Below are 16,618 nucleotides of genomic sequence, written 5' to 3'. Positions count from 1 at the left end.
GCGGAGTGAAGAATGATGGGCGCTTTCCGCAGTAAAAAGAATCAAGAGCTGAGTATTAGGTGGAGCATTTATTTCATAGGCCTGCTCATCATGTCTTTAGGCATTGTCCTTACAATAAAAGCAGAACTTGGCACATCTCCGTGGGATGTGCTTCATATAGGTTTATATTACCAGCTTGGTTTAACGATTGGATCTTGGGCAATTATTGTAGGAGGAACCATTCTTCTATTGTCATCAATCTTCACAAGAAAGCTGGCTCAGGCAGGTGCGTTTGTCAATATGCTGACTGTAGGTTTGTTTATAGATTTATACTTGCTTTTGCCTTTTATACAGACCCCATCCGGCTATGCCGGTAAAGCACTGATGCTTTTGCTTGGAATTATTGTGATGGGATATGGAATTGGCTTGTATATTTCTGCAGGATGCGGTGCTGGTCCTCGTGATACTTTAATGCTTGCTTTGGTTGAAAAGACCGGCATAAAGGTGTCAAGGATACGCGGAGCCATTGAATTGATTGTTCTTTTTTTCGGCTGGATCCTTGGCGGACCGGTCTTTATCGGAACAATCGTCTGCACACTATCTATTGGGTACGTCATTGGATTTACCCTTCCGCAATGTCAGAAGACAACGAATGCACTGCTTGAAAAGACAGTTAGAAAAGAACCGCGTGTTCACCAAGTTAGCTAGAATTATAGGGGTGTATTTATGAAAATTTCAACTAAAGGCCGTTATGGTCTTACAATTATGATAGAGCTTGCAAAGAAACACGGGGAAGGGCCAACCTCCTTAAAAAGCATCGCTCAGACGCATGATTTATCTGAACACTATTTAGAGCAATTAATTGCACCGCTCCGTAATGCCGGTTTAGTCAAGAGTATTCGCGGAGCATACGGAGGATATGTTCTCGGAAATGAACCTGATGCCATTACTGCAGGTGATATTATCAGAGTTCTTGAAGGACCGATCAGCCCTGTAGAAGTACTGGAAGATGAAGAGCCTGCTAAGCGCCATTTATGGATTCGCATACGCGATGCAGTGAAAGATGTACTGGATAATACAACTCTTGAAGATTTAGCAAACTACACAGATGGCGAGCAGGAATCTTATATGTTTTATATTTAAAAAGGAGGGAGTAAAATGGAGCGAATTTATTTGGACCATGCCGCTACATCCCCCATGCATCCGGAAGTGATTAACCAAATGCTTCCTCATATGCAGGATGTATTCGGAAATCCCTCAAGCATTCATTCATTCGGAAGAGAAAGCAGAAGACTGCTGGATGAGGCGAGAGCGGTTATTTCCCGAAGTCTTCATGCAAAACCGAAGGAAATTATTTTTACGAGCGGAGGAACAGAGGCTGATAATTTAGCCATAATCGGCTCTGCTCTTGCAAATCAGCATAAAGGCAGGCATATCATTACGTCGCAGATTGAGCATCATGCTGTTTTAAATACATGCAAGCATTTGGAGAAACAGGGATTTCAGGTCACCTATTTACCGGTTGATCAAAATGGAGCTGTTTCAATTGAAGATCTGAAAAGAGAATTGACGTCTGAAACAATATTGGTCACGATCATGTATGGGAACAATGAAACTGGTTCGATTCAGCCGATTGAGGAGATCAGCAAGGCTCTGAAGGATCATCAGGCTTTTTTCCATACAGATGCTGTACAGGCATTCGGAATACTTGATTTGAATGTTAAAGAGAGCTATATAGATTTGCTCTCTGCTTCTGGCCATAAGATTAATGGACCAAAAGGGACAGGTTTTCTATATGTTAAAGAAGGAATCTCACTTAAACAGCATTCTCACGGCGGAGAACAAGAGCTGAAACGGCGTGCAGGAACGGAAAATGTACCCGGCATTGCCGGGCTGAAATCCGCGGTTCAGCTTGCGCTTGAAACAAGAGAACAAAAAACTGTACTTTACAAAGAGTTTAAAGATAAAATAATTGATATTTTAAAGACTGAAGATGTTCCATTTGAAATTAATGGAGAGGTGGAAAGCAGCCTTCCGCATGTTCTGAATCTTTATTTTCCCGGTACAAATGTGGAGTCGATCCTTGTGAACATGGATATAGCAGGGATTGCTGTATCGAGCGGATCAGCATGCACGGCAGGTTCAATTGAGCCTTCACATGTTCTGACTGCCATGTACGGGAAGGATGCTGAACGTACAAAAGCTTCTATCCGCTTTAGTTTTGGTCTTGGAAATACAATGGAGCAAGTTGAGAAGGCGGCTTTGGAAACCGCACGAATTGTAAAACGTTTAACAGCTTAGAATGATGGACACTGGAGGTGAAAAAGATGCAAAAAAAAGCACCTAAAGACACACGCGTTGTTGTTGGAATGTCAGGAGGGGTAGATTCTTCTGTTGCGGCACTTCTTTTAAAACAGCAGGGCTATGATGTGATCGGCATCTTTATGAAAAACTGGGATGATACGGATGAGAACGGAGTCTGTACGGCTACTGAAGACTATGATGATGTGATTCAGGTCTGCAATCAAATCGGAATCCCCTATTATGCAGTAAACTTTGAAAAACAATATTGGGACAAAGTGTTCACTTATTTTTTAGATGAATATAAAGCAGGGAGAACCCCGAATCCTGATGTGATGTGCAATAAAGAAATTAAGTTTAAAGCATTTTTAGAGCATGCAATATCTCTTGGCGCAGATTACCTCGCTACAGGGCACTATGCACAAGTTGAGTACCGCGACGGGGAATACAAAATGCTCAGAGGCGCTGATGAAAATAAAGATCAAACTTATTTCCTCAATCAGCTGACCCAAGAGCAATTATCAAAAGTCATGTTCCCAATTGGAAATATTCCGAAGTCAAAAGTACGCGAGCTTGCAAAAGAAGCAAATCTTTCGACCGCAGCGAAAAAAGACAGTACGGGCATATGCTTTATCGGAGAGCGGAATTTTAAAGAATTTTTAAGCGGCTACCTACCTGCACAGCCTGGTTTAATGCAGACTCTATCAGGAGAAGTAAAAGGCAAGCACGATGGCCTGATGTATTACACCATCGGACAGCGTCATGGACTGGGCATTGGCGGAAGCGGCGATCCTTGGTTTGTGGTAGGGAAGGACCTTGAAAAGAATGTGTTATACGTGGATCAGGGCTTTGACAATGAGCTGCTCTATTCGGATTCGATTACAGCTACAAACATCAGCTGGGTTTCAGACAAACTGCCAGAAGGAGAAGTTGTCTGCACAGCAAAATTCAGGTATCGTCAGGAAGATCATGCTGTCACAGTGAAAATGATGGATGAAAAAACTGCACAAGTGATTTTTGACAAACCGATCCGTGCGATCACACCTGGACAGGCTGTTGTTTTCTACAAGGATGACGAATGTCTGGGCGGCGGAACCATTGATGAAGTATTTAAAAAAAATGATAAAATCTGGTATGTTGGTTAAAGATGCAACCTTTGTTAAAACCTCAACGTCGGTTGAGGTTTTTTCTTTAAGTCATAGGAATGAATAAAAATTTGCACATTTATGTCTAGCGCAAGCGTCTGGCTCCTCGGTCAGAACGGATCAAGGCGCTTGCGCTTTTCTTTTAAAAATTTGTTGCCGGGAGTGCTGTTGATAATGAGTGATAAAAGTACATTAGGAATAGAAGCGATGCAAAAAGGCGATTTTGAAAAAGCAGCAGGATATTTTTCAGAGGCTATTGAAGAAAACCCCAAGGATGCTGTTTGTTATGTGAATTTCGGAAATTTGTTGGCAGCAGTGGGAGAACTTGAAAAAGCGATTTCTTTTTTTGAGAAGGCTATTGAATTAAATGCAAACACGACAACTGCCTACTATGGTGCAGGCAATGTTTATTACAACAGCGAGCAGTTTCAAGCGTCGCAAAAAATGTTTTTAAAAGCGATTCAAAAAGGGATGGGTCAATCGGATGTCTTTTTCATGCTCGGAATGAGCTATGTGCAAATGGAACAGCCGCTGCCTGCCCTTCCATATCTGCAAAGAGCAGTGGAATTAAATGAAGAGGACACGGAAGCGCGCTTTCAATACGGATTATGTTTAGCCCAGCAGGAATCACTGAATGAAGCCATTCGTCAATTTCAGATTGTAGTGGAGCAGGACCCTAATCATGCGGACGCATACTATAATTTAGGTGTAGGCTACGCATTTAAAGAGGATGCAAAAAAAGCCATGGACATGCTGGATCAAGCTTTGAGCATACAGCCGGATCATGATATGGCTGCTAATTTGAAGCAGCTTATGCAAACACTGTAAGAAGAAGGCAATCAGGGGGAGGAGATCTTGTGCAGCAAAAGGCGGACCTGTTTCAAGAGCAGGAACGGTTTTTAAAAGGAAAGATCATCACGGTTATTTATCAGAATGACCAAAACCATTATACCGTTTTAAAGACGGAGGTTCTTGAAACGAGCGAAAATTATGATCAAAAAGAAATAACCGTGACAGGCTATTTTCCTCTTCTGCATGAAGATGAGACATATACCTTTTTTGGGATGCTGACACACCATCCGAAATTTGGCCAGCAATTTCAGGCTGAACATTACCGGAAAGAAATTCCAAAAACGCGCGACGGTGTCATTCAATACCTTTCAAGCGATCTGTTTAAAGGGATTGGCAGAAAAACAGCTGAAGCCATAGTGGATGTTCTAGGTGAAGGCGCGATTTCTAAAATGATGGAAGATCCTTCCGTGCTTGACAAAGTGCCGAAACTCGGCAAAGACAAAGCAAAACAGCTGCTTGATCAGCTGAAGGAGCATCAGGGTCTAGAGCAGGCAATGATTATTTTAAATCAGCTTGGGTTTGGCCCTCAGCTTTCCATGAAAATTTACCAGTCCTATCAGGAAAGAACGATCCAAGTGATTCAGGAAAATCCTTTTCAGCTAGTTAAAGATATCGAGGGAATTGGCTTCGTGCGCGCTGATGAGCTTGGAGGACAAATGGGCCTCGGCGGAAATCATCCTGAGAGGATTAAAGCGGCTTGCTTTTATACAATTGAACATCTTTGCCTTCAAGAGGGCCATACATATGTTTCACTGGAGCAGTTAATTATAAAATCAATGGAATTGCTGAATTCTTCGAAGAGTTCAGGAATCATTGAAACGGATATTTCGGAGCAAGTAATCAAACTTGCAGAAGATAAAGGGATTATTATTGAAGAAGACAGAGCTTATCTGCCGTCCCTCTTTTTTGCTGAACAGGGGCTTGTGAAAAGTATCCAGCGTGTCCTTTTGCAGACAGAATATGACAGCATTTTTCCTGAATCAGAGTTTTTGCTTTCACTCGGAAAACTGGAAGAGAGAATGAAAGTGCAGTACGCGCCGACTCAAAAAGAAGCCATACAAACGGCTCTGATGTCCCCTATGCTTCTGCTGACGGGAGGACCTGGTACAGGCAAGACAACCGTTATTAAAGGGATCGTAGAGCTTTACGCAGATTTGCATGGCTGTTCGCTTGAGCAAAAAGACTATAAAAAAGAAGAGCCTTTTCCAATCTCATTAGTTGCTCCGACAGGACGGGCAGCAAAAAGAATGACAGAAGCAACTGGCCTTCCGGCTGTAACGATTCATCGGCTGTTAAAGTGGAATGGTGCAGAAGGATTTGACCACGGGGAAGATAACCCGATCGGTGCAAAACTGCTGATTGTTGATGAAATGTCGATGGTGGACACTTGGATTGCAAATCAGCTGTTTAAAGCTCTGCCTGAACATATTCAGGTCATAATGGTTGGAGATGAAGATCAGCTGCCCTCTGTAGGACCCGGTCAAGTGCTGCGTGATTTGCTTGAATCTCAGGCAGTTCCCGTCGTAAGACTGACGGATATTTATAGACAGGCAGAGGGTTCATCCATAATAGAGCTTGCACATGATATTAAAAAAGGAAGGCTGCCGGATAATCTGACTGCACCTACTAAAGACAGATCCTTTATTCGTTGCAGCGGTGCACAGGTAAAGGAAGTGGTCGAGAAAGTGATATCAAACGCCATCAAAAAAGGGTATACAGCCCGAGATGTTCAAGTGCTTGCTCCGATGTACCGCGGGCCTGCGGGCATAGATCAGCTTAATATTTTGCTGCAGCAGCTGTTTAATCCTAAAGCTGAAAACAAAAGGGAAATGAAATTCGGCGAGACTGTATACAGATCTGGGGATAAAGTCCTTCAGCTCGTTAATCAGCCTGAGAGCAATGTTTATAACGGCGACATCGGCGAGATTGTGTCCATTTTTTATGCAAAGGAAAACACTGAAAAAGAAGATATGATTGTCATCTCTTTTGATGGCAATGAGGTCACATATACAAAATCAGATTTCAATCAATTTACGCATGCCTTTTGCTGTTCGATCCACAAATCCCAGGGCAGCGAATTCCCGATTGTTGTTGTGCCTGTTGTCAAAAGCTATTACAGAATGCTTAGAAGGAACTTAATTTATACGGCCATTACAAGAAGCAAGCAGTTTTTAATCCTTTGCGGAGAACAAGATGCCCTTTTGCGGGGAATTGAAAACAGAGATCATTTAAGCCGTCAGACCTCTTTAAAAATGAAGCTTTCAGAAAAACAGCCTATTATTGAAGAGCTTAAAGAGGAGCTTCCTTTTGACCTTGCTGATGCCATGATCGGAATGGAAGGCATTACCCCGTATGACTTTATGGAAGACAACAAAATCTAAGAATGTTCGGAAAGGGGGAGTTTCTCCTGCGGACATTTACAGAGCTCAGAGGAATGCCGGCAGTTGATGTTGAAGATGGATCAATCGCTGGTTTTGTATCTGATGTTTGTTTTGATGCAAATGGCTCTTTTATAGGGCTGTTATTAAATGAAAAAGGGTTATTCAGAAAAGGGCGCATCGTTCCGGCAGAGACGATTTGTACGATAGGCAAGGACGGGATTATGGTTAACGGCAGAAGCAGTCTGAAATCGATGTCTGAATTTAGAGAGGCTTATTTCCTGCAATCACACCGGAGGATCCAGTACAAAGCGGTCTATTCTACGGAAGGAGAGAAGCTTGGGCTTCTAGCTGATGTATACTTTTCTGAACAAGTGGGCACCATTGTAGCATATGAACTGACGGACGGATTCTTTGCAGATATGACGGAGGGAAAACGAAAGCTTGACCCTCCTGGGTCTTTAACCATTAGCAAAGATGCAATCGTCATGGATTTTATTCATTAGCGAGGTGCACCACATTGTTAAAATGCCCGAATTGTAAAAGTAAGGATATTGGGAAGATTGGCGTGAATCAGTATTATTGCTGGGGCTGCTTTATTGAGCTGTCCATATCCAAGGGCCAAATCTTTACCCATCAAGTGGAAGAGGACGGTTCTTTAAGTTCTCTTGATGATCTTTTTACAGATGATGATCGGACAATCAGCATGTAGACGTAATGAAGGGGGAACCAGCAATGAACCGCAGAATGTCCTCAATGCTTTCAGATCTGATTGGACGCATTCCGATGTCCAAACGTTCCATGAAAAAAATGCGAAAACGGATGATGAAAAGGTTTTAATGCGTTGTCCCCTGCTGTGTATAGCAGGGGATTTTTCATTGTTTAGAAATAAAATAATCGTTTAGCGGCCCTGATCCTTCGCTAAGCCCTGGAATTAAAGCGCCTCACTGTAGAAAAAAAGTTCATCAAAGCTGTGAATGAAGCAGAAAAAGCGCCGCATTGTAGAAAAAAAGTGCGCAAAGCGGTGAATAGAGCAGAAAAAGCGCCTTACTGTAGAAAAAAGTGCATCAAAGCATGAAGCAGAAAAAGCGCCTCATGGGAGAAAAAAGTGCATCAAAGCGGTGAATGAAGCAGAAAAAGTGCCTCATGGTAGAAAAAAGTGCATCAAAGCGGTGAATGAAGCAGAAAAAGTGCCTCATGGTAGAAAAAAGTGCATCAAAGCTGTGAATGAAGCAGAAAAAGCGCCTCATGGTAGAAAAAAGTGCATCAAAGCGGTGAATGAAGCAGAAAAAGCGCCTCATGGTAGAAAAAAGTGCATCAAAGCGGTGAATGAAGCAGAAAAAGCGCCGCACTGTAGAAAAAAGTGCGTCAAAGCGGTGAATGAAGCAGAAAAAGCGCCGCACAGTAGAAAAAAAGTGTGTCAAAGCGGTGAATGGAACGGAAAAAGTGCATCAAAGCGGTGAATGGAACGGAAAAAGTGCATCAAAGCGGTCCGCCGGATTCTTATCTTCCTTCAGGAGCTGAACAAGGCGTTTTCGCTATTCAAATTTCAATGCATATTTCGTCCTCTCCTCCCCAAACTAAAGATGAGGAGTGATGCATTTTGAAGGAACGCTATATTAAATGGCTGATGAGAATCGGTATTTTTCTTTTATGTTTGCTTTCTGTTTATCTATTTTTGAAGCTCCGTGTCCTTTGGGATCCTTTTTTTATTATCATCAAAGCTATCCTTCTTCCATTTTTGATCGCCGGGTTTATTACCTATTTGCTGCATCCGGTTATTGAGAAACTGCATTCCACTGGAGTTCCGCGCACACTCTCGATCTTAATTATCTACACTCTTTTCTTTGGCGGGATCGGTTATGGCTTTTACAAGGGGATACCAGTTATGATTGAACAGCTTAAGGATCTTTCTGAAAGCTTTCCGGTATTTGAGAAAAAATATCAGGGATGGCTGTCCACGATCCATAATCAGACTGACCGGTTTCCTGAAGAGGTTCACGCTAGAATTGAATCTGCTTTTCAAAATATAGAAGCCTGGTTTTCCTATTGGATTGACAGAATCTTAAATAGCATAGGAAGGGTTTTCGATTATGTATTAATTATCGCTCTCATTCCTTTTCTGGTATTCTATATGCTGAAAGATCATGAGCAAATTAAAAAAGCAGCCTGGTATTTAACTCCCAAGCGATGGAGACCTGAGGCAGTCATTTTTGTCCGGGATGTTGATCAGTCATTGGGAAATTACATAAGAGGGCAGCTTCTTGTTTGTTTCATAATTGGTTTTCTGGCATTTATATCACTTTGGTTTTTCGATATTAAATATCCTTTAGTCATTGGCATTTTAATTGGAGTAACGAATGTCATTCCATACTTCGGACCGATTATTGGAGCCGTTCCGGCAGTCATTATTGCAGCATCCATGTCTCTTGATACTGTCCTGATTGTGATCATCATTATCTTTTCCCTGCAATTTATCGAGGGGAATATCCTTGGTCCTTTAATCGTTGGAAGAAGTCTTCACATGCATCCCATTGTCATTATGCTGGCCCTTCTGGCAGGAGGAGAAATTGCAGGGATTATCGGGATGATTTTAGCGGTTCCTGTATTAGCTGTTTTAAAAGTGACTTTGATGCATCTCGTACAATTGAGAAGACAGCATTGACATTGCCACATCCTATGAACTATAATTCTGCGTATACACAGCATATATTTTATAAAAACGATGAAGGAACGAGTACGTTTCAGACCATCTGACAAGAGAGGAATTTCCCAGGCTGAGAGGAATTCCAGGATGAAGGGAAACAGAAGGCTATTCCAGAGTGCAGGCAAACCCTGCCGTCTTAACCCCGTTACGGTTAAATGAAGCTGATGGACATTAAGTCCATAATCAGGGTGGTACCGCGAGCAATCTCTCGTCCCTGTGAAAATCTCTATGATTTTCACAGGGACGGGAGTTTTTTATTTTGTTAAAGGCTTTTTAAGAGAAGGTTTATGAAAGACACAGCTTTCTTTATGTAAACAGCCGCAATAAAGGAGGAAAAAAGATGAAAACACTAACTTCAGCACAAGTACGTCAAATGTTTTTAGATTTCTTCAAGGAAAAAGGCCATGCAGTGGAACCAAGTGCTTCTCTGGTTCCTCATGAAGATCCGTCCCTGCTTTGGATCAACAGCGGAGTTGCGACATTGAAAAAATATTTCGATGGCCGAGTCATCCCGGCAAATCCAAGAATTTGCAATGCACAAAAATCAATCCGGACAAATGATATTGAAAATGTCGGCAAGACTGCCCGTCATCATACATTTTTTGAGATGCTTGGAAACTTTTCAATCGGTGATTATTTTAAAGTAGAAGCCATCGAATGGGCATGGGAATTCTTAACGAGTGAAGAGTGGATTGGCTTTGATCCAGAAAAACTGTCCGTTACCATTCATCCGGAAGATGATGAAGCTTTCTTAATCTGGAAAGATAAAATTGGTGTGCCTGAAGAGCGGATTATCCGTCTGGAAGGAAACTTCTGGGATATCGGCGAGGGGCCAAGCGGACCGAATACAGAAATTTTCTATGACCGCGGCGAAGTTTATGGAAACGACCCTAAAGACCCAGAGTTATACCCAGGCGGAGAAAATGAGCGATACCTGGAAGTATGGAACCTCGTATTCTCAGAGTTCAATCATAATTCAGACGGTACATATACTCCGCTGCCAAAGAAAAACATTGATACAGGTATGGGACTTGAGCGGATGGTCTCTGTTATTCAGGACGTTCCGACCAACTTCGATACAGATTTGTTTATGCCGATCATCGAATCAACTGAAACGATTTCAGGAGAGAAATACGGCACTGATCATGAAAAAGATGAAGCTTTCAAGGTTGTAGCTGATCATATTCGCACGGTTACATTTGCTGTTGGAGATGGTGCCCTTCCATCAAACGAAGGACGCGGATACGTTCTACGCCGCCTATTGCGCAGAGCAGTAAGATATGCAAAAAAACTCAATATCAACCGCCCGTTTATGTATGAGCTTGTACCGGTTGTCGGGGAAATTATGGTTGACTTCTACCCTGAAGTGAAAGCAAAAACAGAGTTTATTCAAAAAGTCATAAAAAATGAAGAAGAACGCTTCCATGAAACGTTAAATGACGGATTGTCCATTTTGGCTGAAGTTGTAAAAATGCAAAAAGCTAAAGGAAGCCGCATCATTCCTGGAACGGACGTTTTCCGTCTTTATGATACATACGGATTCCCTGTTGAACTTACAGAAGAGTACGCACAAGAAGAGCAAATGGAAATCGACCATGAAGGCTTCAAAAAAGAGATGGAAGGCCAGCGCGAGCGTGCACGTGCTGCAAGGCAGGATGTTGATTCAATGCAGGTGCAGGGCGGAGTACTTGGCGAAATTAAAGCCGACAGCACTTTCGTCGGATACACTCAGCTTACGGCGAAAGCTTCAGTGTCTGTTCTACTGAAAGACGGGAAGCTGACAGACAATGCAAATGCTGGAGATGAAGTGCAGCTTATTTTAAATGAAACGCCTTTTTATGCTGAGAGCGGCGGTCAAATTGCGGATGAAGGCACAATTGAAAATGATGCAGTCAAATTGCAAGTAAAGCATGTACAAAAGGCTCCAAATGGACAAAACCTGCATACTGCAGTTGTGATCAGCGGCACAGTGAGAACAAATGATGAAGTAACTGCAGCTGTTAATGAAACAACTAGAAGTGCGGTCATTAAAAACCATACTGCGACACATCTCTTGCATCAGGCTCTTAAAGATGTTCTTGGGGGACATGTCAATCAGGCAGGATCACTTGTAACAGCTGAAAGACTTCGATTTGACTTTTCACATTTTGGTCAAGTTCAGCCTGAAGAGCTTGAACAGATTGAGCAAATTGTAAACGAACAAATCTGGAAAAGCATTGGAGTCAATATCGAACTTAAACCAATTGCTGAAGCGAAGGAAATGGGTGCTATGGCTCTTTTTGGCGAAAAATACGGAGATATTGTCAGAGTTGTTCAAGTAGGAGATTACAGCCTTGAACTGTGCGGAGGCTGCCATGTTGACAATACCGCTTCCATCGGCCTGTTTAAAATTGTAGCCGAAACAGGAATAGGTGCAGGCACACGAAGAATAGAAGCAGTTACCGGACAAGGCGCTTATCAGCTGATAAAAGACCAGCTATCCATTCTTTCTGAGGTATCATCAAAACTGAAATCAAATCCTAAAGATGCAGCAAGCCGTGTAGATGCGCTGCTCAGTGAAGTTCGCTCTCTCCAAAGGGAAAATGAATCATTAACAGCTAAATTGGGTAATGTAGAAGCTGGAAGCTTATTGGGCAGCGCTGTACAAATTGATGGTGTAACCCTTCTTTCAAGCAAAGTAAATGCAAAAGACATGAACAGTCTTAGAACAATGGTCGATGAATTAAAGCAAAAATTAGGATCAGCCATTGTCATTCTTGGAGCAGCTCATGACGGAAAAGTAAGTCTTGCAGCAGGAGTTACAAGTGATTTAGTCGAAAAGGGTTACCACTCAGGGAAATTAATTAAAGAGGTAGCTGTAAGATGCGGAGGAAGCGGAGGCGGCCGTCCTGATATGGCACAGGCTGGCGGCAAGGATCCTGAAAAACTTGAAGAAGCTTTGAAGTATGCATTAGAATGGGTTAAAACTATCTAATACAAGGATCAATGAACCTGTTGCTTTCTGACGGAATTTCTCTAAAGATTTCACCAGAAAGTGAAATCCGTTTTATAATTTCAATAGTTAGTGTAGAATGGTAGTATGAATGGACAAGCAGATTCCACAGGTGAATCTGGGAAAGAGGTGCGAGTGATGAGTTCCTTTGATAAAACGATGAAGTTTAACTTTTCTGAGGAAGCAGTGGAAACGAATGTGAATGAAGTCCTGTTCACGGTATACGATGCTTTGAAAGAAAAAGGCTATAATCCGATTAACCAAATCGTTGGGTACCTGCTCTCTGGAGATCCTGCATATATCCCCCGTCATCGCGATGCAAGAAATTTAATCCGCAAGCTTGAACGGGATGAACTCATTGAGGAATTGGTTAAATCGTACTTACACCATCATAGAGAGGATTAATATGCGAATTATTGGTTTGGATTTTGGCTCCAAAACCCTTGGAGTTGCTGTCAGCGATGAATTTGGCTGGACAGCACAGGGGCTTGAGACGATTAAAATTGATGAAGCCGGCGGCAACTTCGGGCTGGAGCGTCTCACGCAGATTGTGAACGAGCATCAAGCAGAAAAAATCGTTCTCGGATTCCCAAAGAACATGAATGGAACGGTTGGACCAAGAGGTGAAGCCAGCCAGACATTTGCTTTAAAGCTTGAGAAAAAATTTGGGATCCCGGTTATACTATGGGATGAAAGATTGTCCACCATGGCGGCTGAACGAGTTTTGATTTCAGCAGATGTCAGCAGAAAGAAAAGAAAAAAAGTAATTGATAAAATGGCTGCGGTGATGATTTTGCAGGGATACTTAGATAGCCTGAATTAAACTGACAGCAAACTATAGATGAGGTGACTGCAATGGAACACGGAGAAAAACAAATTACAGTAGTAGACGAAAATGGAAATGAACAGCTTTGTGAAATTCTTTTCACATTTGCATCTGAAGAATTTGGAAAATCATATGTGCTTTACTACCCTCTTGGCGAGCAGGATGATGAAGAGGAAATCGAAATTCATGCATCAAGCTTCGAACCGACAGCGGACGGGGTAGACGGAGAATTAGCACCGATTGAAACTGAAGAAGAGTGGGATCTTGTAGAAGAGATGCTGAATACATTCCTTGATAACGAAGAGGAAGAAAAGTAAGAAACCGTCTTAGGACGGTTTTTTTTGTGCCCGAAAAAGAAAAATGTCAATCACAGGAGATAATAGTTCTATGGTAGGATTGCCAAACCTGGAACGATAATGAAGAATTTTCACTCTTAATGTGACCTTTCCTTAAAAATATGCTGGAATTTGGCGAAAAAACAGTGATTATGTAGTATAATCATTTTGATGAAAGGGGGACACATCTTATAATGTCAGAAGCTGATTCGAACAAACATTCAATCCAAAATAAACTCCTTGAAAAACAGCAGGAAGCTAAAGTCATCCGAAAAATCGTCCTTGTGATTTTTGTTGTTTTAGTCATTTTAATGACAGGATTAATCGGTGGCGGCTATTTATATATAAAGTCTGCGCTGCAGCCTGTAGATGAAAAGGACAAAAATGCAATAAATGTAAACATTCCAATAGGATCTTCCGTTTCCACAATTGCAGCCATTTTAGAAGAAAAGAAAATCATTAAGGATAAAAGAGTATTTAAATACTATGTGAAATTTAAAAATGAGTCAGGATTTCAGGCGGGAGACTACAAATTAACACCCTCAATGGAAATCGAAGATATCATTGCAAGTCTTAAATCCGGTAAAGTGATTACGGATGTTGTGTTCCAAATTCGAGTTCCCGAGGGAATCCAAATAACTGACATTGCTAAATCGATAGCCAAACATTCAGGGTTTACCGAAAAAGAAGTCCTAAGCAGGATGAATAATAAAGAGTTCATAGCTGCGATGCAAAAGAAATATCCGGAAACCATCACGAAAGATATCTATGGACAGAATATTAAATATCCTCTTGAAGGCTATTTTTATCCTGCAACCTATCCTTTTTATGAGAAAAAGCCTTCCCTTGATTTTATTTTAGAAGAGATGATTAAAAAGACGCATACTGTTGTAATCCATTATCTTCCTCAGCTTGAAGAGAAGAAAATATCGGTCCATCAATTTCTTACAATGGCATCTCTGATTGAAGAAGAAGCTACAAAATCAGTTGACCGGAATAAAATATCAAGTGTATTCTACAACCGGATTGAAAAGAACATGCCCCTTCAGACAGATCCTACCGTGCTGTATGCACTCGGGGAGCATAAGGACAGAGTTTATTATAAAGATCTTGAAGTGCAATCACCCTATAATACGTATAAGGTGAAAGGACTTCCCCCCGGACCAATTGCAAATTCCGGAGATCAATCCATGAAAGCGGCATTGGAGCCTGAAAAAACAGATTTTCTTTATTTCTTGGCAACAAAAAAAGGTGAAGTCATTTTCACAAAAACACTTGAAGAGCACAACAAAGCTAAAGCAGAGCATATTTCCAATAAATAAAGAATAAATAAAGAACAGAAGGGAACGTGAAAATATTCGCATTCCCTTTTCTGTTGTGGTAAAATATATCGAGTTGTGTAGAGAAAGAAAAACAAAATGACAAATAATTACAAGAGTTCTCTGAAAGAACTCTTATTTTCATGACTTAAGACACACTTTAACGGTGATCAACGCACCGTTTGAAGGAGAAGACAATGGAAAACGACACGATTTTATCATATATAGAGAGCCTTCTTCCTGATCAAGACGAAGCAGTCAGGCAAATGGAGCAATACGCGCTTGATCACGCCGTTCCAATTATGGAAAAGACAGGGATAGAAGTTCTCATTAGTCTGCTTTTGCTGAAACAGCCAAAAAAGATTTTAGAAATCGGCACTGCAATCGGCTATTCTGCGATTCGCATGTGCAAAGCGCTCCCTGAAACAGAAATCATAACGGCTGAAAGAAATGCAGAACGATTTAAGCAAGCAGCCATAAATATTGAAGCAAATGCGTTAGCAGACCGTATTACGGTTCTGCATGGAGATGCATTGGAGCTTAAAGAACAGATAGAAGAAAAAGGTCCTTATGACGTGATTTTTATTGATGCAGCAAAGGGACAGTATATGCGCTTCTTTGAAATGTACGAACCAATGCTTTCAGATAACGGCTGCATAATTACAGACAACGTCTTATTCAAAGGCTTAGTTGCATCTGAAGAAGAAGATATGTCCTTTCATCGGAGACGGCGCGCGCTTTTAAGAAAAATACGGACATACAATGAATGGCTGATGTCAAACAAAGCCTATCACACAGCAATTTTTCCTGTGGGTGATGGAATGGCTGTAAGTATAAAACGAGGTGAAAAAGATGAATAAACCAGAATTAATTGTAACACCGACAACAGTTGAAGATATTCTTCCGCTTGCAGAAGCAGGCGCTACAGCAGTCGTTATCGGAGAACAGCGTTATGGTCTCCGTCTTGCAGGTGAATTTAACCGCGATCAAATGAAAGAAGCAACATCTCTTGCTCATTCAAAAAACGTAAAAGTATATGCTGCAATGAATGCCATTTTTCATAATGAGAAAATTGAAGAATTGTATGATTACCTTCGATTCTTAAATGAGATAAAAGTAGATGCGGTCGTGTTTGGAGATCCGGCTGTCTTAATGGCTGCACGGGAAGCAGCACCAGATATGTTGCTTCATTGGAATACAGAAACGACAGCAACCAACTGGTATACGTGCAATTACTGGGGCAGAAAAGGCGCAAAACGCGCTGTTTTAGCACGGGAATTAAGCATGGAATCAATCATTGAAATAAAAGAAAATGCAAAAGTGGAGATTGAAGTGCAGGTACATGGCATGACATGCATGTTCCAATCAAAACGCTCCCTGATCGGAAACTACTATGAATATCAGGGCAAAGCTATGAAAATTGAGAGCATCCAAGATGAAAAAACGATGTTCCTCCATGATAAAGAGCGCAGCAATAAGTACCCGATTTATGAAGATGCAAACGGCACCCACATCATGAGTCCCAACGATATGTGCATTATTGATGAACTTTCAGATATGATTGATGCTGGAATTGACTCGTTTAAAATCGATGGTGTCCTGCAGACATCTGAGTATTTAATCGAGGTTACAAAAAAATACCGCCAAGCTATTGATATATGCATTGAGGACCGGGATCAGTATGAAGATGTAAAAGATCAGCTGCTTTCGGACATAGAAGAAATTCAGCCTGAGAACCGGCCTTTAGATACAGGATTTTTCTTTAAGGAAACAGTGTACTAAAA

The 16,618-nt window shown here is 41.5% G+C and carries 17 protein-coding genes; all 17 read left to right on the top strand.

The genetic code is table 11. The features are described from left to right. Positions 1–12 precede the first annotated feature (12 nt). The 17 genes from LIT25_19345 (at position 13) to LIT25_19265 (ending at position 16,616) form a co-directional block, all read left to right on the top strand. Positions 13–687, top strand: coding sequence for a YitT family protein (locus tag LIT25_19345; GenBank protein USK32729.1), 675 nt, complete (start codon positions 13–15; stop codon positions 685–687). 18 nt (positions 688–705) lie between these two features. Beyond that, positions 706–1,122 (top strand): Rrf2 family transcriptional regulator, encoded by a 417-nt coding sequence (locus LIT25_19340; GenBank protein USK32728.1) that lies wholly within the window; start codon positions 706–708, stop codon positions 1,120–1,122. 15 nt (positions 1,123–1,137) lie between these two features. After that, the gene (locus LIT25_19335; GenBank protein ID USK32727.1) at positions 1,138–2,280 is read left to right on the top strand and encodes a cysteine desulfurase; all 1,143 of its coding nucleotides are present in this window, start codon (positions 1,138–1,140) and stop codon (positions 2,278–2,280) included. A gap of 26 nt (positions 2,281–2,306) precedes the next feature. Continuing rightward, positions 2,307–3,425 carry a tRNA 2-thiouridine(34) synthase MnmA gene (gene mnmA / locus LIT25_19330; GenBank protein ID USK32726.1) on the top strand — a complete coding sequence of 373 codons (1,119 nt, stop codon included), beginning with the start codon at positions 2,307–2,309 and terminating at the stop codon, positions 3,423–3,425. 174 nt (positions 3,426–3,599) lie between these two features. Then, the gene (locus LIT25_19325) at positions 3,600–4,253 is read left to right on the top strand and encodes a tetratricopeptide repeat protein (protein ID USK32725.1); all 654 of its coding nucleotides are present in this window, start codon (positions 3,600–3,602) and stop codon (positions 4,251–4,253) included. A gap of 29 nt (positions 4,254–4,282) precedes the next feature. Then, positions 4,283–6,658: an ATP-dependent RecD-like DNA helicase gene (locus LIT25_19320; GenBank protein USK32724.1), complete on the top strand. Its 2,376-nt coding sequence runs from the start codon at positions 4,283–4,285 to the stop codon at positions 6,656–6,658. A gap of 2 nt (positions 6,659–6,660) precedes the next feature. Beyond that, a complete protein-coding gene (locus LIT25_19315) occupies positions 6,661–7,161 on the top strand; it encodes a PRC-barrel domain-containing protein (protein USK32723.1) in 501 nt (166 codons plus the stop codon). A 14-nt stretch (positions 7,162–7,175) separates the two neighbouring features. Beyond that, positions 7,176–7,367: a hypothetical protein gene (locus LIT25_19310; protein USK32722.1), complete on the top strand. Its 192-nt coding sequence runs from the start codon at positions 7,176–7,178 to the stop codon at positions 7,365–7,367. Positions 7,368–7,776: 409 nt separating this feature from the next. Beyond that, the gene (locus tag LIT25_19305) at positions 7,777–8,118 is read left to right on the top strand and encodes a hypothetical protein (protein ID USK32721.1); all 342 of its coding nucleotides are present in this window, start codon (positions 7,777–7,779) and stop codon (positions 8,116–8,118) included. 140 nt (positions 8,119–8,258) lie between these two features. Beyond that, positions 8,259–9,320 (top strand): AI-2E family transporter, encoded by a 1,062-nt coding sequence (locus tag LIT25_19300; protein USK32720.1) that lies wholly within the window; start codon positions 8,259–8,261, stop codon positions 9,318–9,320. Between the two features lie 382 nt (positions 9,321–9,702). Further along, a complete protein-coding gene (alaS, locus tag LIT25_19295; GenBank protein USK32719.1) occupies positions 9,703–12,336 on the top strand; it encodes an alanine--tRNA ligase in 2,634 nt (877 codons plus the stop codon). A 156-nt stretch (positions 12,337–12,492) separates the two neighbouring features. Continuing rightward, a complete protein-coding gene (locus tag LIT25_19290) occupies positions 12,493–12,759 on the top strand; it encodes an IreB family regulatory phosphoprotein (protein USK32718.1) in 267 nt (88 codons plus the stop codon). A gap of 1 nt (position 12,760) precedes the next feature. Beyond that, positions 12,761–13,177 carry a Holliday junction resolvase RuvX gene (gene ruvX, locus LIT25_19285; protein ID USK32717.1) on the top strand — a complete coding sequence of 139 codons (417 nt, stop codon included), beginning with the start codon at positions 12,761–12,763 and terminating at the stop codon, positions 13,175–13,177. A 32-nt stretch (positions 13,178–13,209) separates the two neighbouring features. Next, entirely contained in the window at positions 13,210–13,497 is a 288-nt protein-coding gene (locus LIT25_19280; GenBank protein ID USK32716.1) for a DUF1292 domain-containing protein, read from the top strand. A 212-nt stretch (positions 13,498–13,709) separates the two neighbouring features. Then, the gene (mltG, locus tag LIT25_19275) at positions 13,710–14,837 is read left to right on the top strand and encodes an endolytic transglycosylase MltG (protein ID USK32715.1); all 1,128 of its coding nucleotides are present in this window, start codon (positions 13,710–13,712) and stop codon (positions 14,835–14,837) included. Positions 14,838–15,031: 194 nt separating this feature from the next. Continuing rightward, on the top strand, positions 15,032–15,694 hold the full coding sequence (locus LIT25_19270) for an O-methyltransferase (protein ID USK32714.1): 663 nt from the start codon (positions 15,032–15,034) through the stop codon (positions 15,692–15,694). Further along, entirely contained in the window at positions 15,687–16,616 is a 930-nt protein-coding gene (locus LIT25_19265; GenBank protein ID USK32713.1) for a U32 family peptidase, read from the top strand. The genes LIT25_19270 and LIT25_19265 overlap by 8 nt, the downstream gene beginning before the upstream one ends. Positions 16,617–16,618 lie beyond the last annotated feature (2 nt).

Origin of the sequence: Bacillus sp. F19 (genome assembly GCA_023823795.1) — a bacterium.
Lineage (GTDB): Bacteria > Bacillota > Bacilli > Bacillales > Bacillaceae > Bacillus_P.
This window is presented reverse-complemented; position numbering and strand designations above follow the sequence as displayed.